Annotated in this window: 16 protein-coding genes; 6 read left to right on the forward strand and 10 right to left on the reverse strand. The window is 67.2% G+C overall.

Features of this window, described 5'->3' with window-relative positions; genetic code table 11:
* Positions 1-23: 23 nt before the first annotated feature.
* From G0D83_RS15960 to G0D83_RS16005, 10 genes are all read right to left on the reverse strand, one after another.
* Positions 24-674 carry a protein-L-isoaspartate O-methyltransferase gene (locus tag G0D83_RS15960; RefSeq protein WP_164195719.1) on the reverse strand — a complete coding sequence of 217 codons (651 nt, stop codon included), beginning with the start codon at positions 672-674 and terminating at the stop codon, positions 24-26.
* Positions 675-864: 190 nt separating this feature from the next.
* Positions 865-1,182: a hypothetical protein gene (locus G0D83_RS15965; protein WP_164195721.1), complete on the reverse strand. Its 318-nt coding sequence runs from the start codon at positions 1,180-1,182 to the stop codon at positions 865-867.
* 6 nt (positions 1,183-1,188) lie between these two features.
* Complete coding sequence (locus tag G0D83_RS15970; protein ID WP_108966403.1) at positions 1,189-1,539, reverse strand: YqjD family protein; 351 nt, start codon at positions 1,537-1,539, stop codon at positions 1,189-1,191.
* Positions 1,540-1,672: 133 nt separating this feature from the next.
* Positions 1,673-3,463, reverse strand: coding sequence for a gamma-glutamyltransferase (gene ggt, locus G0D83_RS15975; RefSeq protein ID WP_164195724.1), 1,791 nt, complete (start codon positions 3,461-3,463; stop codon positions 1,673-1,675).
* Positions 3,464-3,548: 85 nt separating this feature from the next.
* Positions 3,549-5,798, reverse strand: coding sequence for a molybdopterin-dependent oxidoreductase (locus G0D83_RS15980; RefSeq protein WP_164195726.1), 2,250 nt, complete (start codon positions 5,796-5,798; stop codon positions 3,549-3,551).
* A 105-nt stretch (positions 5,799-5,903) separates the two neighbouring features.
* A complete protein-coding gene (locus G0D83_RS15985) occupies positions 5,904-7,085 on the reverse strand; it encodes a flagellar motor switch protein FliM (RefSeq protein ID WP_235958103.1) in 1,182 nt (393 codons plus the stop codon).
* A 96-nt stretch (positions 7,086-7,181) separates the two neighbouring features.
* Complete coding sequence (locus tag G0D83_RS15990) at positions 7,182-9,863, reverse strand: ATP-binding protein (protein ID WP_164195728.1); 2,682 nt, start codon at positions 9,861-9,863, stop codon at positions 7,182-7,184.
* The gene (locus G0D83_RS15995) at positions 9,860-10,147 is read right to left on the reverse strand and encodes a hypothetical protein (RefSeq protein ID WP_108966411.1); all 288 of its coding nucleotides are present in this window, start codon (positions 10,145-10,147) and stop codon (positions 9,860-9,862) included. The genes G0D83_RS15990 and G0D83_RS15995 overlap by 4 nt, the downstream gene beginning before the upstream one ends.
* Positions 10,144-10,539, reverse strand: coding sequence for a response regulator transcription factor (locus G0D83_RS16000; protein WP_164195730.1), 396 nt, complete (start codon positions 10,537-10,539; stop codon positions 10,144-10,146). Before G0D83_RS16000 ends, G0D83_RS15995 begins: the two co-directional genes overlap by 4 nt.
* Positions 10,540-10,650: 111 nt before the next feature.
* A complete protein-coding gene (locus G0D83_RS16005) occupies positions 10,651-11,964 on the reverse strand; it encodes a helix-turn-helix domain-containing protein (protein WP_164195732.1) in 1,314 nt (437 codons plus the stop codon).
* 221 nt (positions 11,965-12,185) lie between these two features.
* On the opposite strand from G0D83_RS16005, the gene G0D83_RS16010 reads away from it, so the two are divergent.
* The 6 genes from G0D83_RS16010 to acs form a co-directional block, all read left to right on the forward strand.
* Positions 12,186-13,532 (forward strand): substrate-binding protein, encoded by a 1,347-nt coding sequence (locus tag G0D83_RS16010; protein ID WP_108966415.1) that lies wholly within the window; start codon positions 12,186-12,188, stop codon positions 13,530-13,532.
* Between the two features lie 104 nt (positions 13,533-13,636).
* Positions 13,637-14,668, forward strand: coding sequence for a branched-chain amino acid ABC transporter permease (locus G0D83_RS16015; RefSeq protein WP_164195734.1), 1,032 nt, complete (start codon positions 13,637-13,639; stop codon positions 14,666-14,668).
* Between the two features lie 4 nt (positions 14,669-14,672).
* Positions 14,673-15,881, forward strand: a complete 1,209-nt coding sequence (locus G0D83_RS16020) for a branched-chain amino acid ABC transporter permease (protein WP_164195737.1) — start codon at positions 14,673-14,675, stop codon at positions 15,879-15,881.
* Between the two features lie 10 nt (positions 15,882-15,891).
* Positions 15,892-16,647: an ABC transporter ATP-binding protein gene (locus tag G0D83_RS16025; RefSeq protein ID WP_164195740.1), complete on the forward strand. Its 756-nt coding sequence runs from the start codon at positions 15,892-15,894 to the stop codon at positions 16,645-16,647.
* A 12-nt stretch (positions 16,648-16,659) separates the two neighbouring features.
* Positions 16,660-17,415, forward strand: a complete 756-nt coding sequence (locus tag G0D83_RS16030; protein ID WP_164195741.1) for an ABC transporter ATP-binding protein — start codon at positions 16,660-16,662, stop codon at positions 17,413-17,415.
* A 211-nt stretch (positions 17,416-17,626) separates the two neighbouring features.
* A partial coding sequence (gene acs / locus G0D83_RS16035; protein ID WP_164195743.1) for an acetate--CoA ligase occupies positions 17,627-19,577 on the forward strand: 1,951 nt, incomplete at its 3' end.

Genomic DNA, 19,577 nt, shown 5'->3' on the forward strand with positions numbered 1-19,577 from the left:
TGTACCCGCCTGCCCGTTTCGGGTCAGAGCGCAAAGGCCACCTCTTTGTTGAACCCGGCAAGCACGGGCGCAGTGGCGTTGAAAGAAAATCGCCAGGTGATGGTGCCGTCGATCTTCCAGCCGACCTTCACCGTTCCCAGCGCCCCGTCCATGAAAATACAGGCAATCCGCCCGCCGTCCTTGAGCTGCCCGGCAATGGTCTCGGGAAGCTGTTCAATTCCGCCCTCGATCACGATGGCATCGTAGGGCCCATGTTGCGGCGCACCCTCGGCGAGCGGGCCGACATGCTGGATCACGTTGTCCGCATGGTCCATCAGCAGCGGTTGCGCCTCCTCGGCGCGCTCCGCGTCATCCTCGACCGCAACCACGGCCTCGGCGATGCGGGCGATGACCGCGGCGCTGTAGCCGAGCCCCGAGCCAATATCGAGCACGAGGTCGTCGCCATCCACGTTCAGCGCGTCGAGCATCTTGGCAAAGGTCCGCGGGTCGAGCACCACGCGCCCGTCACCGAGGTCGATGTTGCGGCCGGCATAGGCCGCGTCCACGGCCTCGTCGGGCACGAATGCTTCGCGCGGGACACGGAGCATGGCGTCGATGATAGGGAACTTGGTGACGTCCGAGGGACGAACCTGTGTATCAACCATCATACGGCGGAGGGTGACGAAATCGGTCATCCGCTAAACTCTTCCGTTCAGATATCCTTACAAAAACTTCTGCCACACTTGCCACCCCGGGGCAATGTCCGGCTGCCTACAAAAGAATAATCCCGCACCAGACTGTGGCGCGAGCGCTTCAAAATCAATGATTTTTTGACACATTTCATGAAATAAAAGGCGGCGCCAAAGAGGTCCGCGCTCAGGCGGATCACTCCTTGCGCATTGCCTGCCCTGCCGCGCGGCCCGCCAGGAAGGCTTCGACCAGAGAGGTCACCGGCGCCGCGGTCGGGGCCGCGGCGACGGGCACCCGCGGGCGGACGGGCAGGAAGAGGAGCAAGAGCGCCAGCACGAGGTAGACGCCGCCAACCACGAGCGCGGCGACCAGCTCACCCTGAGCTTCGGCCAGCACGATCCAGCCGGCGATGGTAAAGAAAATCGCCGCGACGGCCATGCAGACCGCCCCGGCGATGGTACGACCGACCCTTGTCAGGGCGGCTCTCAGTCTTGCCTCGAACAGGGCGAACAAACGATCTTACCTCCGGCTGCCGACATAACCGATCAGGAACCCGACCGCCGCCGCAAGGCCGATGGCCTGGAACGGATTCGCCTGGATCTGGCCGCGCGCATTGTTTTCGAGCTCGGCGACGCGCTGGCCGGCCTCGCGCAGCGCCTCTTCGCCGCGGTCGCGCACTTCCTGCGCCTTGGCTTCGCCGGCGGCCCGGTATTCCGCGCCGCGGCGTTTGCCGATATCCCCCACGAGTTCGGCCAGCGAGGCCACGTCGGCGCGCAGGGTCTTGATCTGATCGCTCAGCGCCTCGCCGTCCCCTTGCAGCGTCTCCGCCACCTTGGGGGTGTCGTTCGATTTGGTTGCAGTCTGAGCCATGATGACGTCCTCCGTCTGCCTGTGCCTTTCACGGTCAACCCGGGAAGTCTGCGCGAAGTTCCCCGGGTCACGCAAGTTTCATTGCCATGGGGAACGCTGCGCGTCCTTGCGCCGGATCAACCCCTGCGCGGGGTTACTCGCCAAGAGCGATCCCCTCGCGGCGAGGATCGGCGCCGCCGGTGAGCGCCGCGCCCACCGCGATGGCATGCAGCCCCGAGTTCAGGTCGCGAAGGCTGGTGTCGAAGCCCATGTCACCCAGCGGGCCGGCCAGCGCCTCGGCGCCGGTGCCCGCCTCGATGTCCATGGTGCCGAAGCGGTTGAGCAGATGGGGTGCCGCCACCGCCTGCTGCACATCCATGCCCCAGTCGAGATGGGCGATCACCGCCTGCGCGACGTAGCCGATGATCCGGCTGCCGCCCGGCGAGCCGACGACCATGACCGGCGCGCCATCCTTCATCACGATGGTCGGCGCCATGGAAGACCGCGGCCGCTTTCCGGGCTCGAGCCGGTTGGCGATGGGTACGCCGTTGTCATGGGTCTCGAAGCTGAAATCGGTGAGTTCGTTGTTGAGCAGGAAGCCCCGCACGAAGAGCCGCGAGCCGAAGCCGTTCTCGATAGTGGTGGTCATCGACAGGGCATTGCCCTCTGCGTCGACGATGGAGATATGCGATGTCGAGGGGAACTCGATGGAGCGATCATCGGCCAAGAGCTGCGCGTGGTCCCATTCGGGATCGCCGGGCGCGACGTCTGTCAGGGCCGTCTGCCCGCCCAGCAACTCTGCGCGGGTTTCGAGGTAGGCGGGATCGACCAGCCCTTCGGTTGGCACGGGGACAAAATCGCTGTCGGCCATGTAGCGGCCCCGGTCGGCGAAGGCGAGCCGCGAGGCATCGCCGATCAGCCGCCAGGCTTCGGCGCTCTCCGGGCCGAGCGCAGCCAGATCGTAGGGCGCGAGCGCGCCGAGGATCTGCCCGACGGTCAGCGCCCCCGACGAGGGCGGCCCCATGCCGCAAACGTCATGCGCGCGATACTCGACGCAGACCGGCGCCCGCTCGATCACGTCGTAGAGGGCGAGATCGGCGCTGCTCAGCAGGCCAGGGTTGCCCTCGGCCTCGCGGACTGTGCGAACGATGTCCTCGGCGATCTCGCCCGAGTAGAAGGCGCGGCTGCCCTCGGCGGCGATGGCCTTGAGCGTGTCGGCATAGGGCTGGTTGCGCAGCATGTCACCCGCCTGCAGCGCGGTGCCGCCGGGATAGAAGTAGCTCTCGGTGTCGGGGAAGCGCCGCAGCCGGTCGCCATCCTCGGCGATCAACCCGGCAAGTCGCGGCGAGACCGAGAAGCCGTCTTCGGCCAGCGCGATCGCCTCGTCGAAAAGCCCGGACCAATTTGCCGTGCCCCAGCGCCGGTGCGCCTCTTCCATCAGCCGCGGCGTGCCGGGGGTGCCGACCGAGCGCCCGCCGACCACGGCGTCGAAGAACTCGAGCGGCGCGCCGTTCTCATCCTGGAAGTAGGTCGGCTTCGCGGCCAACGGTGCGGTCTCGCGCCCGTCGAGCGTGGTGAGGCTTCGGGATTTGGCGTCGTACCAGACGAGAAAGGCGCCGCCCCCGAGGCCGGAGCTCTGCGGCTCCACGAGGCCCAGCACCGCCTGCACCGCGACCATGGCGTCGGCGGCGCTGCCGCCATCGCGCAGCACCCGGGCTCCCGCCTCGACCGCCAGCGGGTTCGCGGCGGCGACCATCCAGTCCTGCGCCTCGGTCGGCTGCCCCTGGGCCTTGGAGTCGAGCGCAGCCCGGGCCGCGTCTGACAGGCCTTCGAAGCCCGAGGTCTCGGTCGCGGCCTCCGGCGCCACGGCGTCGGCGGCCTGCTGCGCCATGAGCGGCGCGGCAAGGCCCGCCGCGAAGAGGGTGATCAGGATCGTCGCGCGCATCGGGTCCTCCCTGTCTGCATCCCCGTTCAGGGGACGGTGCCGGAAAGGTAACCCGAAGCCGCGCTTTCTCAAATCGCGATCTGGATCAACTCAGAGGACCGACCTCGACCAGCGCGGTATGCGCCGAGCACCCCTGCCCCAGCGACGAGGTGCCCTTGTCGCGGGTCAGCACGTTGGGGTTGCCATGCGGGTCGATGTTCTCGGAGGCGTCGCCATACCACGCGCCGGTGGGCAGCGCGACAACGCCGAGGCGGATGTCCTCGGTCACCACGGCCCGCGCCCGCGCCGCGCCGCGGGCGTTGCGCACCAATACCAGATCGCCCGTTGCGATGCCGCGCGGGCGGGCGTCCTCGGGGTGGATGAGCAGCCGCTCGGGGCGGGCATCGGGCTGATCGGCGAGCGCGCTCTCGAGCTGGCTGTGCAACTTGTCGCCGGGCTGCGGCGAGACGAGGTGCAGCGGCGTCTGCGGCGTGGCCTTGCCGAGCCATTCGGTCGGCTCGAGCCAGGCAGGGTGGCCAGGGCAATCGGCATAGCCGAAGCCCTCGACGGTTTCGGAGAAGATCTCGATCCGGCCCGACGGGGTGTTCAGCGCGTTTTCCTCGGGATCGGCGCGGAACCGGGCCAGGAACGACGGCAGCGGCGGTTCCTGCACGATGGGCAGCTTGACCCAGTTCCGGGCGCGCAGATCGTCGTAGGAAGGCACCTCGATCCCCGCAGCAGCGCCGCTCTCGCGGTAGCTGCCGTAGAGATGCCGCAGCCAATCCTCGCTGCTGCGCCCCTCGGTGAAGCGCGCCCCCTCGCCCATGCGCTCGGCGAGCCCGGCGAAGATGTCGTAGTCGTCGCGCGCCTCGCCCACCGGATCGATCAGCGCGGGCATGTTGAACAGGTACTCGTCGAGGTCGGTGCGGCCGATGTCCTCGCGCTCGTAGCTGGTGGTCGCCGGGAAGACGATGTCGGCGCGCTTGGCAGTGGCGGTCCACCACGGCTCGTTGACGATCACCGTCTCGGGAGATTTCCAGGCCTCCGACAGGCGGTTCAGATCCTGGTGGTGGTGGAAGGGGTTGCCGCCCGCCCAGTAAACCAGACGGATATCGGGATAGGGCTCGCGCTGTCCGTTGAAGTCATAGGGCACGCCGGGGTTCGCCAGCATGTCGGCGATGCGCGCGACGGGGATGAAGGTGCCAACCGGGTTCTGCAACTGGTCGAGCGTCACCCCGCGCAGCGATTTCATCGACTTGCCGATGCCGCCGATGGCCCCGTAGCCGTAGCCGACACCGCCCCCCGGCAGGCCGATCTGCCCGAGCATCGCCGCCAGCACCGCCGACATCCAGTAGGGCTGCTCGCCATGCTCGGCGCGCTGCAGCGACCAGGCGACGGTGATCAGCGTACGGGTGCTGGCCATGCGGCGCGCCAATGCGCGGATGGTGTCGGGATCGGTGCCGCAGATGGGGCTGGCCCATTCCGGGGTCTTGGGCATGCCGTCGGCCTCGCCCATCAAGTAGGGGCGGAACCGCTCGAATCCGACGGTGTAGCGCGACAGGAAGGCGTGGTCCGTCAGCCCCTCCTGCTCAAGCACGAAGGCCAGCGCCAGCATCAGCGCGGTGTCCGAGCCGGGGCGGACGGGCAGCCACTCGCAGCCCTCGGGTGCATCGCGGCGCTGCGGGCCGATGTTGAGGCAGCGCATGCCCTTGGCGTGGAAGCGGTCGAACCAGCTGGCCGTGTCGTGGCGGGTGATGCCGCCCATGCTGACCTGCGCGTTCTTCTTGTTGATGCCGCCGAACATCACAAGCGTCTCGGTGTTCTCGGCGATGGTCTGCCAGCTGTCCTGCTCGTTGTAGAGATAGCGCAGGAAGGTCACGCCGAAGACATGCGGCATGATCGCCTGCGCGCAGCCGGTGGAATAGCTGCCGAAGGAGGCGACGTAGCCGCCGATGCTGTTGAGGAAGCGGTGCACCTGGCTCTGCGCGTGGTGGAAGCGCCCCGCCGAGGACCAGCCGTAGGAGCCGCCGAAGATCGCCTCGTTGCCGTGCGCCTTGCGGATGCGGTCGATCTCGGCGGCGGCGATGTCCAGCGCCTCGTCCCAGGGCAGCTCGACGAACTCGTCGCTGCCGCGGCCCGCGCGGTCGCGGCGCTCGAGCCAACCGCGTCGGATCGAGGGGCGCGCGACTCGGCTGCGATGGTGCACCGCCTGCGGCAGGATATCGGGGATGGCCGAGGGTTCGGGGTCGTCGGCAAACGGCGCAGTGGCGGTGATGCGCCCGCCTTCGGTGGTGACCTCGAAGGCCCCCCAGTGGCTGGTGGTGACACGGGTCTTGCGGTCGGATTTGGTGGACATGGGGCGACTCCGGCGGCTGATCGGGCAGCATGACTATGCCGCAGTGTATCATTGCATCGGAGGGGAAATGGCAAGAGCGCGCCCTGAGGACCGCGCCGCGCGGCCTCAGTCGTCGTCCTTGATCGGCGCGGCGGAAAAATCAAAATCGAACTCCGTCGCGGCGCCCGCCTCGTCGGTGGCGGCGTCTTCCCCAAAAGTCGAGGCGAAGTCGAACTCGCCACCGCCGGGCTCCGGCACGTCAGGCAGGTCGGGCAGATCGGGCAGGCCCGAGGCGATCTCGTCGAGGCCGAATTCCCCGGGCGCGGCGTCGGGCGGAGCCGGCGCCATGTCGGGCAGCTCTGTCATCTCGGGCAGGTCAGGGGCCTCGTCCTGCGGCGCGACGCGGGGCCACGAGAGACGCACCGCGCGCATGCCATTGATCTGCCCGAGCCGCCCGCCCGCCACTGGCGCGCCGGGGCCGGCGTGCAGCGTCACCGCGTCGAGCATATCGGGGCTGAGCGGCAGCAAGTCGCCCGGCCGCAGCGCCTGCGCCTTGTTCAGCGGCAGGCGCAGCGCGCCCAGCACCGCCCGCATCTGCGCTGGCAGGAGCCCCATCTTTTGCTCATGCGCGCCGGGCTGGCCCGGCGGCCCCGCCCGCCGCGCGCCCGGGCGCTCGGGCAGGAACAGCCGCAGCTCGCCCCGCCGCCGGCCGAGCGCCAGATCGAGCGTGGCGCGGAACACCATGTAGCCCGGCGCATCGAGCAGCATCCCGGCGGCGCGCGCATCCTCGAGCATGGCGCCGAAGCGAAATCCCTCGATCTGCGGGCGCAGGGGGTGATCCTCGAGGAAACGGGCAAAGCGCTCGAGCGTGCCGTCAAGCAGCGGCGCAGTCATCGCGGCGTCGGTCGCGGTGAAGGCGCGCGGCTCGGCGGGCATCTGGGTGACCTGGAGCATGGTCTGCACCTCGGTCAGACCGGTGACGAGATCGCGGTCGAGCGTGACGAACCCCACCACCCCGTCCGGTCCGTCAAGCAAGAGCAGCAGCGCCTCGGGCGGCAGCTGCGCGACGACGCCGTCCTGGTCGAGATGCTCCTGATCGACCGCATGGGCGACAAGCGCGAGATCCCACAGCACATCGGCGGTGCGTGACAGCGCCCGGCGCAGCGCCTTGGCCGGGGACATGGCGCGTGCCTCGAAGGCACGGCGTGCGGCCTCGGCCTTGCGGCTCAGCACGTTCCGGCTGTCGGCCCCGCCGCCCCTGCCCTGCGCGGAATCCTGTCTTGAAGCCTGTCCGGCGGCGTCTGGCATCGTCCCTGTCGGCCCAATCTGTCGAGATACCCCAGTCCCGATCTATGACGGGATTTGGTTACCATCGGCTTTATCCCGGCGCGGGAAAGGCGCCTGTCACTGCGCGGCGATGGCCAGATCGGCGGGCAGGCTCACCCGGAAGGAAGCACCCGCGCGCCCCGGCACATAGGTGATGTCGCCGCCGAGGCGCGTGACGATCTGCCGGCAGATCGCAAGGCCCAGCCCTGCGCCCCCGGCCTTCTGGTCGCTGACCCGGCTGAACTTCTCGAAAATCACGTCCTGCGCCTCGGCGGCGACGCCCGAGCCGTTGTCGGTGAAGTCGAGCGCCAGCCGTGCGCCCGCCCGCACCGAGATCTCGAGCCGCGGGCGCGGCGCATCGCAATACTTGCGGGCATTGGCGATGAGGTTGATGAAGACCTGGCTCAGCCGGTCGAGATCGGTGTGCAGCACGATCTGCTCGGCGGCGCGATCGCGGCGGATCTCCAGCCGCCGCCCCGCCTCGTCCGCCGCCGCCGCGGCCACGGCGCGGTCGAGCACGTCCGACAGCAGCCCTTCGCGCAGGTTCAGGTTGACCTGCCCGTTCTCCAGCACCGACAAGTCGAGCAGGTCGTCGAGCAGCCGGGTCAGGCGGATCGCCTCGTCATGGATGATCGAGGCATACTTGGTCTTCTCCGCGTCGCCGAGCCCGGAGGTGTCCCGCAGGATCTCGGAAAAGGCGCGGATCGATGTCATCGGCGTGCGCAGCTCGTGGCTGATCTGGCTGAGGAAGGCATCTTTCTGGACCGACAGGCGGGTGAGCTTGGCATTGGCCTCGCGCAGCTGCGCCGCGGTCCGCGCCAACTCCTGCGACTGCGCCTCGAGACGGGCGGAATACTCCATCATCTGCGCAGTCTCGTCGGCCACGGCCATCAAATCCTCGACCGAGACCGACATGCCCCCGACGATCTGCCCGACCATCGCATGGGCCGTGGCCGCGCCGACCGAGCCCGCCAGCTCGCGTTCGATCGTCTCAAGGAACTGAGGGGTCACATCCGGCAGCGGGCCGCGCCCGCCCTGCCGCTCGGCCTCGCGCTCGAAGAGCTCCTGCGCGTCACGGGCGCCGAGGATTCGCTGCGCCATGATCATCAGGTCCTCGGACTGGGCAACGTTGCCGGTCCAGCTGCGCGGGCCGGTGGAATGCTCGAAGACATTGACGAACTGCGCCCCTTGCAAGCGCTCCAGCGGTTGCGGAAAGCTCAGAAGCGAGCCGAGGATGACACCGCCGGTGTTGACGCTCATCGACCAGAAGAAGGCGTGCAGCAGCGGGTCCATGTCCGACAGGCCGAACATAGCCTGCGGCCGCAGGAAGCCGATGCCGAAGGGGCCGTTGGCGAACCACGCCTCGGGCATCAGCACCCCCGGCCCGAAGGAGGGCAGGAAGAGTGTGTAGTTCCATACGAGGAAACCGAGGACCAGCCCGGTGAAGGCCCCGGCCTTGGAGGCGCCGCGCCAGAAGATGCCGCCGAGCATCGCCGGAAGCACCTGCGCGACACCGGCAAAGGAGACAAAGCCGATGGTCGCGAGCGCCTCGCCGCCGCCCGAAAGGCGGTAGTAGAGATAGCCCAGCATCACCACGCCGATGATCGACAGGCGACGGGCCAGCAGCACGACGGTCCGCACGTCGCCCGAGACGGTGGCGCCCGGCTCGGCAAAGCGCAGCCACAGCGGCATGACCACGTGGTTCGACACCATGGTCGAGAGCGCGATGGCCGCGACGATCACCATCGAGGTGGCGGAACTGAAACCGCCAAGGAAGGACAGCACCGCCAGCCCGCCCTGCCCCTGCGACAGCGGCAGGGTCAGCACGAAGAGATCGGGGTTCGAGCCCTCGGGCAGCAGATCGAGGCCGATCACCGCGATGGGCACGACAAAAAGGCTCATCAGGCCCAGGTAGAGCGGGAAGGCCCAGCTCGCGGTGCGCAGGTGGGTCTCGTTGTCATTTTCCACGACCAGGACCTGGAAGATCCGCGGCAGACAGAGAAAGGCGGCGGCCGAGAGCAGCATCACCCCCGCCCAGCGGCCGCCGTCGATGCGCCATTGACCAAGATCGGAGGCGTCGATCCGCGCCAGCGTCTCGGTCAGCCCGCCGCCCAGTCCCCAGACCACGAAGACCCCGACGGCGAGCAGCGCGAAGAGCTTCACCACCGCCTCGACGGCGATCGCCATGACCACGCCGTTGTGGCGCTCGTTGGCGTCGAGGTTGCGCGTGCCGAAGATCACCGTGAACAGCGCCAGCCCGGCGGCGACCCAGAGCGCGGTATGGCCGGTCTCTTCGCCGGTGGCGAGATCGCCCGCCGCGAAAACCTGGAAGCTCAGCGTCACCGATTGCAGTTGCAGCGCGATATAGGGCGTGGTGCCTATCACCGCGAGCAAGGTGACGCAGACCGCGAGCAGGTTGGACTTGCCGTAACGCGACGAGACAAGGTCGGCGACCGAGGTGATGCGCTGCGAGCGGCCGATACGCACCAGCTTGCGCAGGATCCACCACCAGCCAATCAGCACAAGCGAGGGGCCAAGATAGATCGCCATGTATTCAAAGCCGGTGCGTACCGCCGAGCCGACCGCGCCGTAGAACGTCCAGGCGGTGCAGTAGATCGACAGCGACAGCGTGTAGACCGCCGGCGAGCGCAGCCAGCGCGCCTGGCCATGGGCGGCGATGCGCTCGGCGGCAAAGGCGATGGCGAAGAGAAAGAGCGCGTAGGCGATACAGACGGCGACCAGCGTGTTGAGCATGTTCACTCGCCCCCGCTGCCCAGCCCGTCCCCCGGCGCCGGGCGCCCCAGCGCCCAGGCGATGAAGCCCGCCAGAAGCACCAGCAGCAGCCAGACCCCGAAGAGGTAGACGATCACCGCCGAGCTGCGCACGCCCTGCTCGGGGTCCTCCTGCCAGAGCAGTGGCACCAGCCAGAGCAGCGCGCCGAGAAAGGGCAGCACCCGCGCGCCGTCCATCACCCGGCGGCGGCGGTAGGACTGCCGTTCGAGAAAGACCGGCGGCGTGCCGCGACGGGGCGAGCCCTCGCTCATGGGGGTCCGGGGGCCTCTTCCGGCACGCCGTTCAGCAGCGCCCGCACGGTGTCGAGCATCTCGGAATTGGCAAAGGGTTTCGACATGAAGGCGCTGACCCCTTCGCGCTCGGCCATCTCGCGGTCGCGGCTCTGGCCGCGCGCGGTGAGCATGAGCACCGGCAGCGCCGCGGTGGCGGGGTCGGCGCGCAGCTCGCGCAGGATGTCGTAGCCGCTCTTGCCCGGCAGCATCACATCGAGGATCAGCAGATCGGGACGCGCGCCGCGCAGCTTTTCATTGGCGGTGGTGCCGTCGGAATGGGTTTCCACGGCCAGCCCGTCGCGCGACAGGATGAAGCTGATTGCCTCGATGATATTCGGCTCATCCTCGATCAGCAGCACGTGTTTGGACATGCACCCCTTTCCCCAAGGCGCCGGACACTCCCCCTTCCGGCACCGAGGCTTGCTCCCCCGTGATGTCTTTTTATCACCAATGTTTCACGCCCTGTCAAAATAAGACCACCCTCAGGCACTGCGCTCCGCTGCGTCACCCAGCAGCGAGGGTTCGCGCCGGGCCGGGCAGGCCGCGCGGGCGCAGATGCGGCAGGTGACGCCGACGAGCTCTGTTTCTTCGCCGCCGCGCGCCGCCCCTTCGGGGGTGAACATCATGTGCGCCTCGAAGATCGGGTCACGGTTGGCCTGAGGCGCGCTGGCGGGCTGCGCCACGGCAAAGGCGCGCACCGCGCCGCCCTGCCGCCCGGCAAACTGCACCCGGCGCGAGAGCACCGTCATCGGTCGGCTGAGCGCGGGAAAGAGCGGCCAGAGCGGGCAATCGGCGCCGAAGCGCGGGATCGGGAATTCCGGCAGGGGCTTGCGGAAGGTCAGCGCCCCCGAGGCGTCGCAAATCGCCAGCCCGACCGGTCCGCAGGCCGCATCTGCCGGAAGCGCGGCGAGCCGTCGCATGGCGCGGGCGGCATCGCAGCCGAAGCGCCGCAGCAGCGCCAGAGGGTCTGCGCCCTCGGCCGAGACTGCCTCGAGCACCTGCGGCAGCGGCAGCGCCGCCGCGTCCTCGGCGTAGGTGCGCAGCGCGCGGCGCAGCAGCACCCGGGCGCTGTCCGACAGATCCTCCTCCAGCTCCGCCGCCGCCGCCTCGGGCGCCTGCCCCCCCTCGAGCCCGGGGAAATGATAGCCCTGCGCCTCGAAGAGCGCGGTCACCTCTTCTTGCGGGGTGCCGCTTTCGCTGGCCGCCTTGACCTCAGCGTCGAGGTAGCTGACGAGGCTGCGGCTGCTCTCGGCAAGCCGGGCGCTGTCCTCGTGGATATTGCGGTGGAAACGGCGCTGCCATTCGGGGTCGATCGCCTCGGGCTCGTTGAGGATCGAGGCCGCCGATCGGATCGCTGTCACGGTCGAGAGCATCTCGTGCAGCGCCTCGGCGAGTTGCGGGTCGTGCGCCAGCCGGTCGCTCAGCGTCTCGACGCTGCGCTCGAGCGTTTCGATACGCACCCGGGCCTCGGCCAAAAGCCGGGCCCATCCGGGAAATCGGCCTGCGAATTCATCGACCCGATCCAATTCCGCCGTGCTGCCCCGGGTTGTGCTCGCCGCCTCGCGCAGCGAGGCAATCAGCGCCGCCTCGGCCCCCTCGGTGAGCATGGAAGGTTCGACCTTGAGGATTTCCGCCAAATCGAGCAGCAATTTGCCACCGATTCTGCGGCGGTTGTGCTCAATTAGGTTGAGATAAGAAGCCGATATTCCCGCCTGACGTGCAAGATCGGCCTGCTTGAGGCCCAATATCGTGCGTCTTTCGCGGATTCGGCTTCCTGTGAGCGTGTCGCGGGGCATGCGGTTTTCGAACCCTTTCAAGGCCTTTCTGCGGCGCAAGATAAATTAATTTACACCCTACCCTATTTCTTTGTGCATTTGTTGATAAAAAAATTGTTAACCTAAAAGCAGTTGTTGCGTGATTTTCTTTCGTGGTCCGATACTGATTTTGCACGGAGACGTGCTTTGCGCCCTCGGGAAGAGGAGCCCGGCGGCGCAAATATCGAAACGGGAGGAAATCAATGTCCAAATCGACTCTGACACGCCGCGGCGTGCTGAGAACGGGTGCCGTTGCGGGAGCCGGCGTCGCTCTGCCGACGATCTTCACAAGCTCGTCCGCATCCGCCTTCACCAACGAGCCCACCGGCGGCACCGTGACCCTCGGCTTCAACGTGCCGCAGACCGGCCCTTACGCCGATGAGGGCGCCGACGAGCTGCGGGCCTTCGAACTGGCGGTCGAGCACCTCAACGGTGGCGGCGACGGCGGTATGATGAACACCTTCAGCTCGAAGACGCTGGATGGGGCCGGCATCCTCGGCAAGAAGGTCGAATATGTCACCGGCGACACCCAGACCAAGTCCGACGCCGCCCGCGCCAGCGCGAAGTCGATGATCGAGAAGGACGGCGCGGTGATGATCTCGGGCGGCTCGTCCTCGGGCGTGGCCGTCGCCGTGCAGGGCCTCTGCCAGGAGGCCGGCGTGATCTTCATGGCAGGCCTCACCCACTCCAACGACACCACCGGCAAGGACAAGAAGGCGAACGGCTTCCGCCACTTCTTCAACGCCTACATGTCCGCCGCCGCGCTCGCGCCGGTGCTCGAGAAGATGTACGGCACGGACCGCAAGGCCTATCACCTGACCGCCGACTACACCTGGGGCTGGACCCAGCAGGAGTCGATCCAGGCCGCCACCGAGGCGATGGGCTGGGAGACCGTCAACAACGTGCTGACGCCGCTCGCCCAGACCGATTTCTCGTCCTATATCGCGCCGGTGCTGAACTCGGGCGCCGACGTGCTGGTGCTCAACCACTACGGTGGGAACATGGTGAACTCGCTCACCAACGCCGTGCAGTTCGGCCTGCGCGACAAGCAGGTCAACGGCAAGAACTTCGAGATCGTCGTGCCGCTCTACTCGCGCCTGATGGCGCGCGGTGCCGGCGAGAACGTCAAGGGCATCTTCGGCTCGACCAACTGGCACTGGTCGCTGCAGGACGAGGGTTCGAAAGCCTTCGTGAAGAGCTTCGGCACCAAGTACGGCTTCCCGCCGAGCCAGGCCGCGCACACCTGCTACGTGCAGACCCTGCTCTATGCCGACGCCGTGCAGCGTGCGGGCTCGTTCAACCCCTGCGAGGTCGGCGCCGCGCTCGAGGGCTTCGAGTTCGACGGCCTGGGCAATGGCCCGACGCTCTACCGCGCCGACGATCACCAGTGCTTCAAGGACGTGCTGGTGGTCCGCGGCAAGGAGAACCCGGAATCCGAGTTCGACCTTCTGGAAGTGGTCGAGGTCACGCCGCGGGCGCAGGTGGAATATGCCCCGGATCACCCGATGTTCGCCGGCGGCAACCTCGGGTCCTGCAACCCGGGCGCGTGAGCCCTTCATCAACGCCGGCCAGGTCGCGTTTGCCTGGCCGCATCCAAGCGTTCCCGGCCCCGCGCCGGGAACGTCTGCACTTCCTTTGACCTGAAGGCCGGGACATGGACGCAATTATTCTTCAAATCCTGAACGGGCTCGACAAGGGCTCGGCCTATGCGCTTATCGCGCTGGGGCTCACGCTCATCTTCGGCACGCTCGGGGTGGTCAACTTCGCCCATGGCGCGCTGTTCATGATCGGCGCCTTCTGCGCCGTCACCCTCAACCGCATCCTGACCCTGTCGCACCAGGTGGTCGACGAGAGCCGCACCGACTTTCTCGGCAACCCGCTGAAGGTCGACGTGCCCTATGTCAACGACTGGTTCGGCGAGGCCGCGGGCGCCACGATCATCGACTGGGCGGTGCCGCTGGCCATCCTCTTCTCGATCCCCGTGATGATCGCCATTGGCGTGATCATGGAGCGCGGGCTGATCAAGCATTTCTACCGCCGCCCCCACGCCGACCAGATCCTTGTGACCTTCGGCCTTGCCATCGTGCTGCAGGAGATCATCAAGTATTTCTACGGCGCCAACCCGATCCCGACGCCCGCGCCCGACGTGTTCCGCGGCTCCTTCGATTTCGGCGTGCTGCTGGGCTTCGATCCCAACGCGATCATCTACCCCTACTGGCGCCTCGTCTACTTCGCCTTCGCCGCGCTGATCATCGGCGGGGTCTTCGCCTTCTTGCAGTTCACCACCTTCGGCATGGTGGTCCGCGCCGGCATGGCCGACCGCGAGACCGTGGGGCTGCTCGGCATCAACATTGACCGCCGCTTCACCATCATGTTCGGTCTCGCCGCCGCAGTGGCAGGGCTTGCCGGTGTGATGTACGCGCCGATCAACTCACCCAACTACCACATGGGGATGGATTTCCTCGTGCTGAGCTTCGTGGTGGTGGTCGTCGGCGGCATGGGCTCGCTGCCCGGCGCGGTGCTGGCGGGCTTCGTGCTCGGCGTGCTCGAGAGCTTCGCGTCGATGAACGAGATCAAGTCGATCCTTCCCGGCATCGACCAGATCATCATCTACCTCGTCGCCATCATCATTCTGCTGACCCGTCCGCGCGGCCTCATGGGCCGCAAGGGCGTGATGGAGGACTAAGACCATGTTCGGACTTGGAAAAAAAGACACCGCCGTCTTCGTGGTCGTGATCATCCTGGCGCTCTGCGCGCCGTTCATCCTCAACCCCTTTCCCACCGGCAGCTCGTTGGCGCAGTTCAACGCGGGCTATCCCGACCTGATGCAGCGCTTCGTGATCTTTGGCATCTTCGCCATTGGCTTCAACCTGCTGTTCGGCCTTACAGGCTACCTGAGCTTCGGCCACGCGGCCTTTCTGGGGGCCGGCAGCTACGCCGCGGTGTGGATGTTCAAGCTGCTGAGCATGAACGTCATACCGGCGATCCTGCTGTCGATGATCGTGGCCGGGCTCTTTGCCGTGGTGATCGGCTACGTCAGCCTGCGCCGCTCGGGCATCTACTTCTCGATCCTGACGCTGGCCTTCGCGCAGATGAGCTACAACCTCGCCTATTCGGTGCTCACCCCGATCACCAACGGCGAGACCGGGCTGCAGATCACCCTCGACGATCCGCGCATCCTCGGGGCCTCGGCGACCGCCGATGGCGGCATCCCGGTGACCAACCTCTTCGGGCTGGAGATGCGCCATTTCACCACCGTCGACATCGGCGCCTGGAGCTTCAACTTCTCGGTCGGCTACTACCTCTGCGCCGCGATCATGATCCTGGCCTTCTACGTGTCGGTGCGCATCTTCCGCTCGCCCTTCGGCATGATGTTGCGGGCGATCAAGTCGAACCAGCAGCGGCTTTATTACACCGGCCTCAACGCCCGCCCCTACACGCTCGCCGTCTTCGTGATCTCGGGCATGTACGCGGGTCTCGCCGGCGGGCTGCTGGCGTCGATGGACCCGCTGGCTGGCCCCGAGCGGATGCAGTGGACGGCCTCGGGCGAGGTGGTGCTGATGACCATCCTCGGCGGCGCGGGCACGCTGATCGGTCCGGTGCTCGGCGCGGGCTTCATCAAGTACTTCGAGAACATCTTCTCGAAGATCAACGACGGGGTGCTGCACGGCTGGTTCGCCTTCCTGCCCGACGGGCTGGAGAATTTCGTCGTGACGGTCATCCACCCCTTCGTCGGCAAGGGCTGGCACCTGACGCTGGGGCTGATGTTCATGCTGGTGGTGATCTTCCTGCCCGGCGGGCTGGTGGAAGGCGGTCAGCGCATCGCGAAGGCGCTGCGGCGCGGCAAGTCCGAAGACAACGGCGCGGCCAGCAAGGCCAGCCATGAACCCGCGGAATGAGGAGGCGCAGATGGGCATTCTTGAAGTGAAAGACGTCAACAAGCGCTTCGGCGGCCTCAAGGCGCTGTCCGAGGTCAACCTCAGCGTCGCGGAAAACACCGTGCACGCGATCATCGGCCCCAACGGGGCGGGCAAGTCGACCCTGCTCAACTGCCTCGTTGGCAAGCTGATCCCCGACACCGGCTCGGTGATGTTCGACGGGCAGTCGGTGCTTGGTCGCAAGCCCTTCGAGATCAACCAGATGGGCATTTCGCGGGTCTTCCAGACCCCCGAGATCTTCGGCGACCTGACGGTGATGGAGAACATGATGATCCCGCTTTTCGCCCGCCGCGACGGGGCCTACCGCCTGCATGCCTTCCGTTCGGTCGACAGCGAAGCCGAGCTGCGCAGCCGCGCCGAGGCGATGCTGGAAGACGTGAAGATGCTCGACAAGCGGCACATGCATTCAGCCTCCATGTCGCGCGGCGACAAGCGGCGGCTCGAGATGGCCATGTGTCTGGTGCAGGAGCCGCGCCTCTTGCTGCTCGACGAGCCCACCGCCGGCATGGCCCGCGCCGATACCAACAACACGATCGACCTGCTCAAGGAGATCAAGGAGAAGCGCGACATCACCATGGCGATCATCGAGCACGACATGCACGTGGTCTTCAGCCTTGCTGACCGGATCACCGTGCTCGCGCAGGGCACGCCACTGGTCGAAGACAGCCCCGAGAACATCAAGGGCCACCCCAAGGTGCGCGAAGCCTACCTCGGCGAAGCGGCGTAAGGAGAGAACCAGATGAACGTCAGACCGGATTTTTCCAAGAACGCCAACATGGCCGAAACGGCCCCGGCCTTCCTGTCGGTGTGGGACATGCATTCCTACTACGGCGAGAGCTACATCGTGCAGGGCATCAACTTCAACGTGCACGAGGGCGAGATCGTCGCCCTGCTCGGCCGCAATGGCGCGGGCAAGACCACCACTTTGCGCTCCATCGCCCGGCTGAACGCGCCGCAGGTCCAGCGCGGCGAGATCTGGCTCGACCACAAGCCGCTGCACAGGATGAGCTCCTACGAGGCAGCGACGGCGGGTCTCGGCCTCGTGCCCGAAGACCGGCGCATCATCCCGGGCCTGACGGTCGAGGAGAACCTGCAGCTGGCGCAGATCGCCCCGCCCATCGGCTGGTCGCTGGAGCGTCTCTACGAGCTCTTCCCGCGCCTCGGCGAGCGCCGCAAGCAGGAGGGGGTGACCCTGTCGGGCGGCGAGCAGCAGATGCTGGCCATCGCCCGGGCGCTGGCGCGCGACATCAAGGTGCTGCTGCTCGACGAGCCCTACGAGGGGCTCGCACCGGTGATCGTCGACGAGATCGAGAAGACCCTGCGGCACATCAAGGAACAGGGGATGACCACCATCCTCGTCGAGCAGAACGCGGTGCGCGCGCTGCAGCTGGCGGACCGGGCGATCATCCTCGACACCGGCTCCATCGTCTTTGACGGCACCGCCGCCGAAGTGCTCGGGAACGAAGAGCTGCGCGCGGAATACCTGGCGATCTGAGCGCCGACCGAACACCTCGGTGGGGTGGGGACCCCCAACCGAGGGCGCGCGCGGGACGTCGTGGGGAACGGCCCGCGCGCAAGTATGCACCCCTCCCCGGCAAGCGCGCAGCTGGGAACCCTGCGCGCGCCCTTAAGCGATTTTGCGACGATGCCCCCTTGCATTCGCCGCCCCGGACCGCATCCTGCGGGGCAAAACAGGAGGAGACACCATGACGCACCCGCCCGTCCTTCACGCCCCGTCCGCGGATTTCGTGGCCAAGGCCCATATTGATGCCGCGCGCTATGACGAGATGTACGCGCGCTCGATCTCGGACCCCGAAGGCTTCTGGGGCGAGCAGGCGCAGCGGCTCGACTGGATGGCCCGTCCGACGAAGATCAAGGACAGCTGCTTCGACTTCGGCAACGTCTCGATCAAGTGGTTCGAGGATGGCGTGCTGAACGTCGCCTACAACTGCATCGACCGCCACCTGCCCGCCCGCGCCGAGCAGACCGCGATCATCTTCGAGCCGGACAACCCCGAGGATCCCGCCCAGCACATCACCTATGCCGAGCTCTACGACAAGGTGAACCGCATGGCCAACGTCCTGCTCTCGCAGGGCGTCATGCGCGGCGACCGGGTGGTCATCTACCTGCCGATGATCCCCGAGGCGGCCTATGCCATGCTCGCCTGCGCCCGCATCGGCGCGATCCATTCCATCGTCTTCGCCGGCTTCTCGCCCGACGCGCTGGCCAACCGCATCAACGATTGCGGCGCCAAGATCGTCATCACCGCCGACACGGCCCCGCGTGGCGGCCGCCGCACCGCGCTCAAGTCCAACACCGACGCCGCGCTGCTGCACTGCTCGGACAAGGTGCGCTGCCTCGTGGTCAAGCACACCGGCGACCAGACCAGCTGGATCGACGGCCGCGATGTCGACGTGAAAGCGCTGATGGAGACCGCCGCGCCGGATTGCCCGCCGCGGCCGATGAATGCCGAAGACCCCCTGTTCATCCTCTATACCTCGGGCTCGACCGGCAAGCCCAAGGGGGTTGTACATTCGAGTGGTGGATATTTGCTTTACGCCGCCCTCACCCACGAGGTGGTCTTCGACTACCACGAGGGCGACGTCTACTGGTGCACCGCCGATGTCGGCTGGGTCACCGGCCACAGCTACATCGTCTACGGCCCGCTGGCCAATGGCGCCACGACGCTGATGTTCGAGGGGGTGCCGACCTGGCCCGACGCCAGCCGTTTCTGGCAGGTCTGCGAGAAGCACAAGGTGAACCAGTTCTACACCGCCCCCACCGCGATCCGCGCGCTGATGGGCCAGGGCGACAGCTATGTCGACGGCTGTGATCTGTCGTCGCTGAAGCTGCTCGGCACCGTCGGCGAGCCGATCAACCCCGAGGCCTGGACCTGGTACAACGACAAGATCGGCAAGGGAAATTGCCCGATCGTCGACACCTGGTGGCAGACCGAGACCGGCGGCCATCTGATGACCCCGCTGCCCGGCGCCCATGCCACCAAGCCGGGCGCGGCGATGAAGCCCTTCTTCGGCATTTTGCCGGTGGTGCTCGAGCCGACCTCGGGCGTCGAGATCTCCGAGCGGCCGACCGAGGGCGTGCTGGCGATCAAGGACAGCTGGCCGGGGCAGATGCGCACCGTCTGGGGCGATCACGAGCGCTTCGAGCAGACCTATTTCCAGCAGTACAAGGGCTATTACTTCTCGGGCGACGGCTGCCGCGCCGACGAGGACGGCGACTACTGGATCACCGGCCGGGTCGATGACGTGATCAACGTCTCGGGCCACCGCATGGGCACCGCCGAGGTCGAAAGCGCCCTCGTCGCCCATGCCAAGGTCGCCGAGGCCGCGGTCGTCGGCTACCCGCACAGCGTCAAGGGACAGGGCATCTACTGCTACGTGACGCTGATGAACGGCATCGAGCCCTCGGAGGAGCTGAAGAAAGAGCTGCGCAGCTGGGTGCGGACGGAAATCGGCCCGATCGCCAGCCCCGATCTCATCCAATGGGCCCCCGGCCTGCCGAAGACCCGCTCGGGCAAGATCATGCGCCGCATCCTGCGCAAGATCGCCGAGAACGACTACGGCGCCCTCGGCGACACCTCCACCCTCGCCGACCCCTCGGTCGTCGACGACCTCATCGAGAACCGCGCGAACAAGG

This window comes from Salipiger sp. PrR003 (genome assembly GCF_010500785.1).
GTDB lineage: Bacteria > Pseudomonadota > Alphaproteobacteria > Rhodobacterales > Rhodobacteraceae > Salipiger > Salipiger pacificus_A.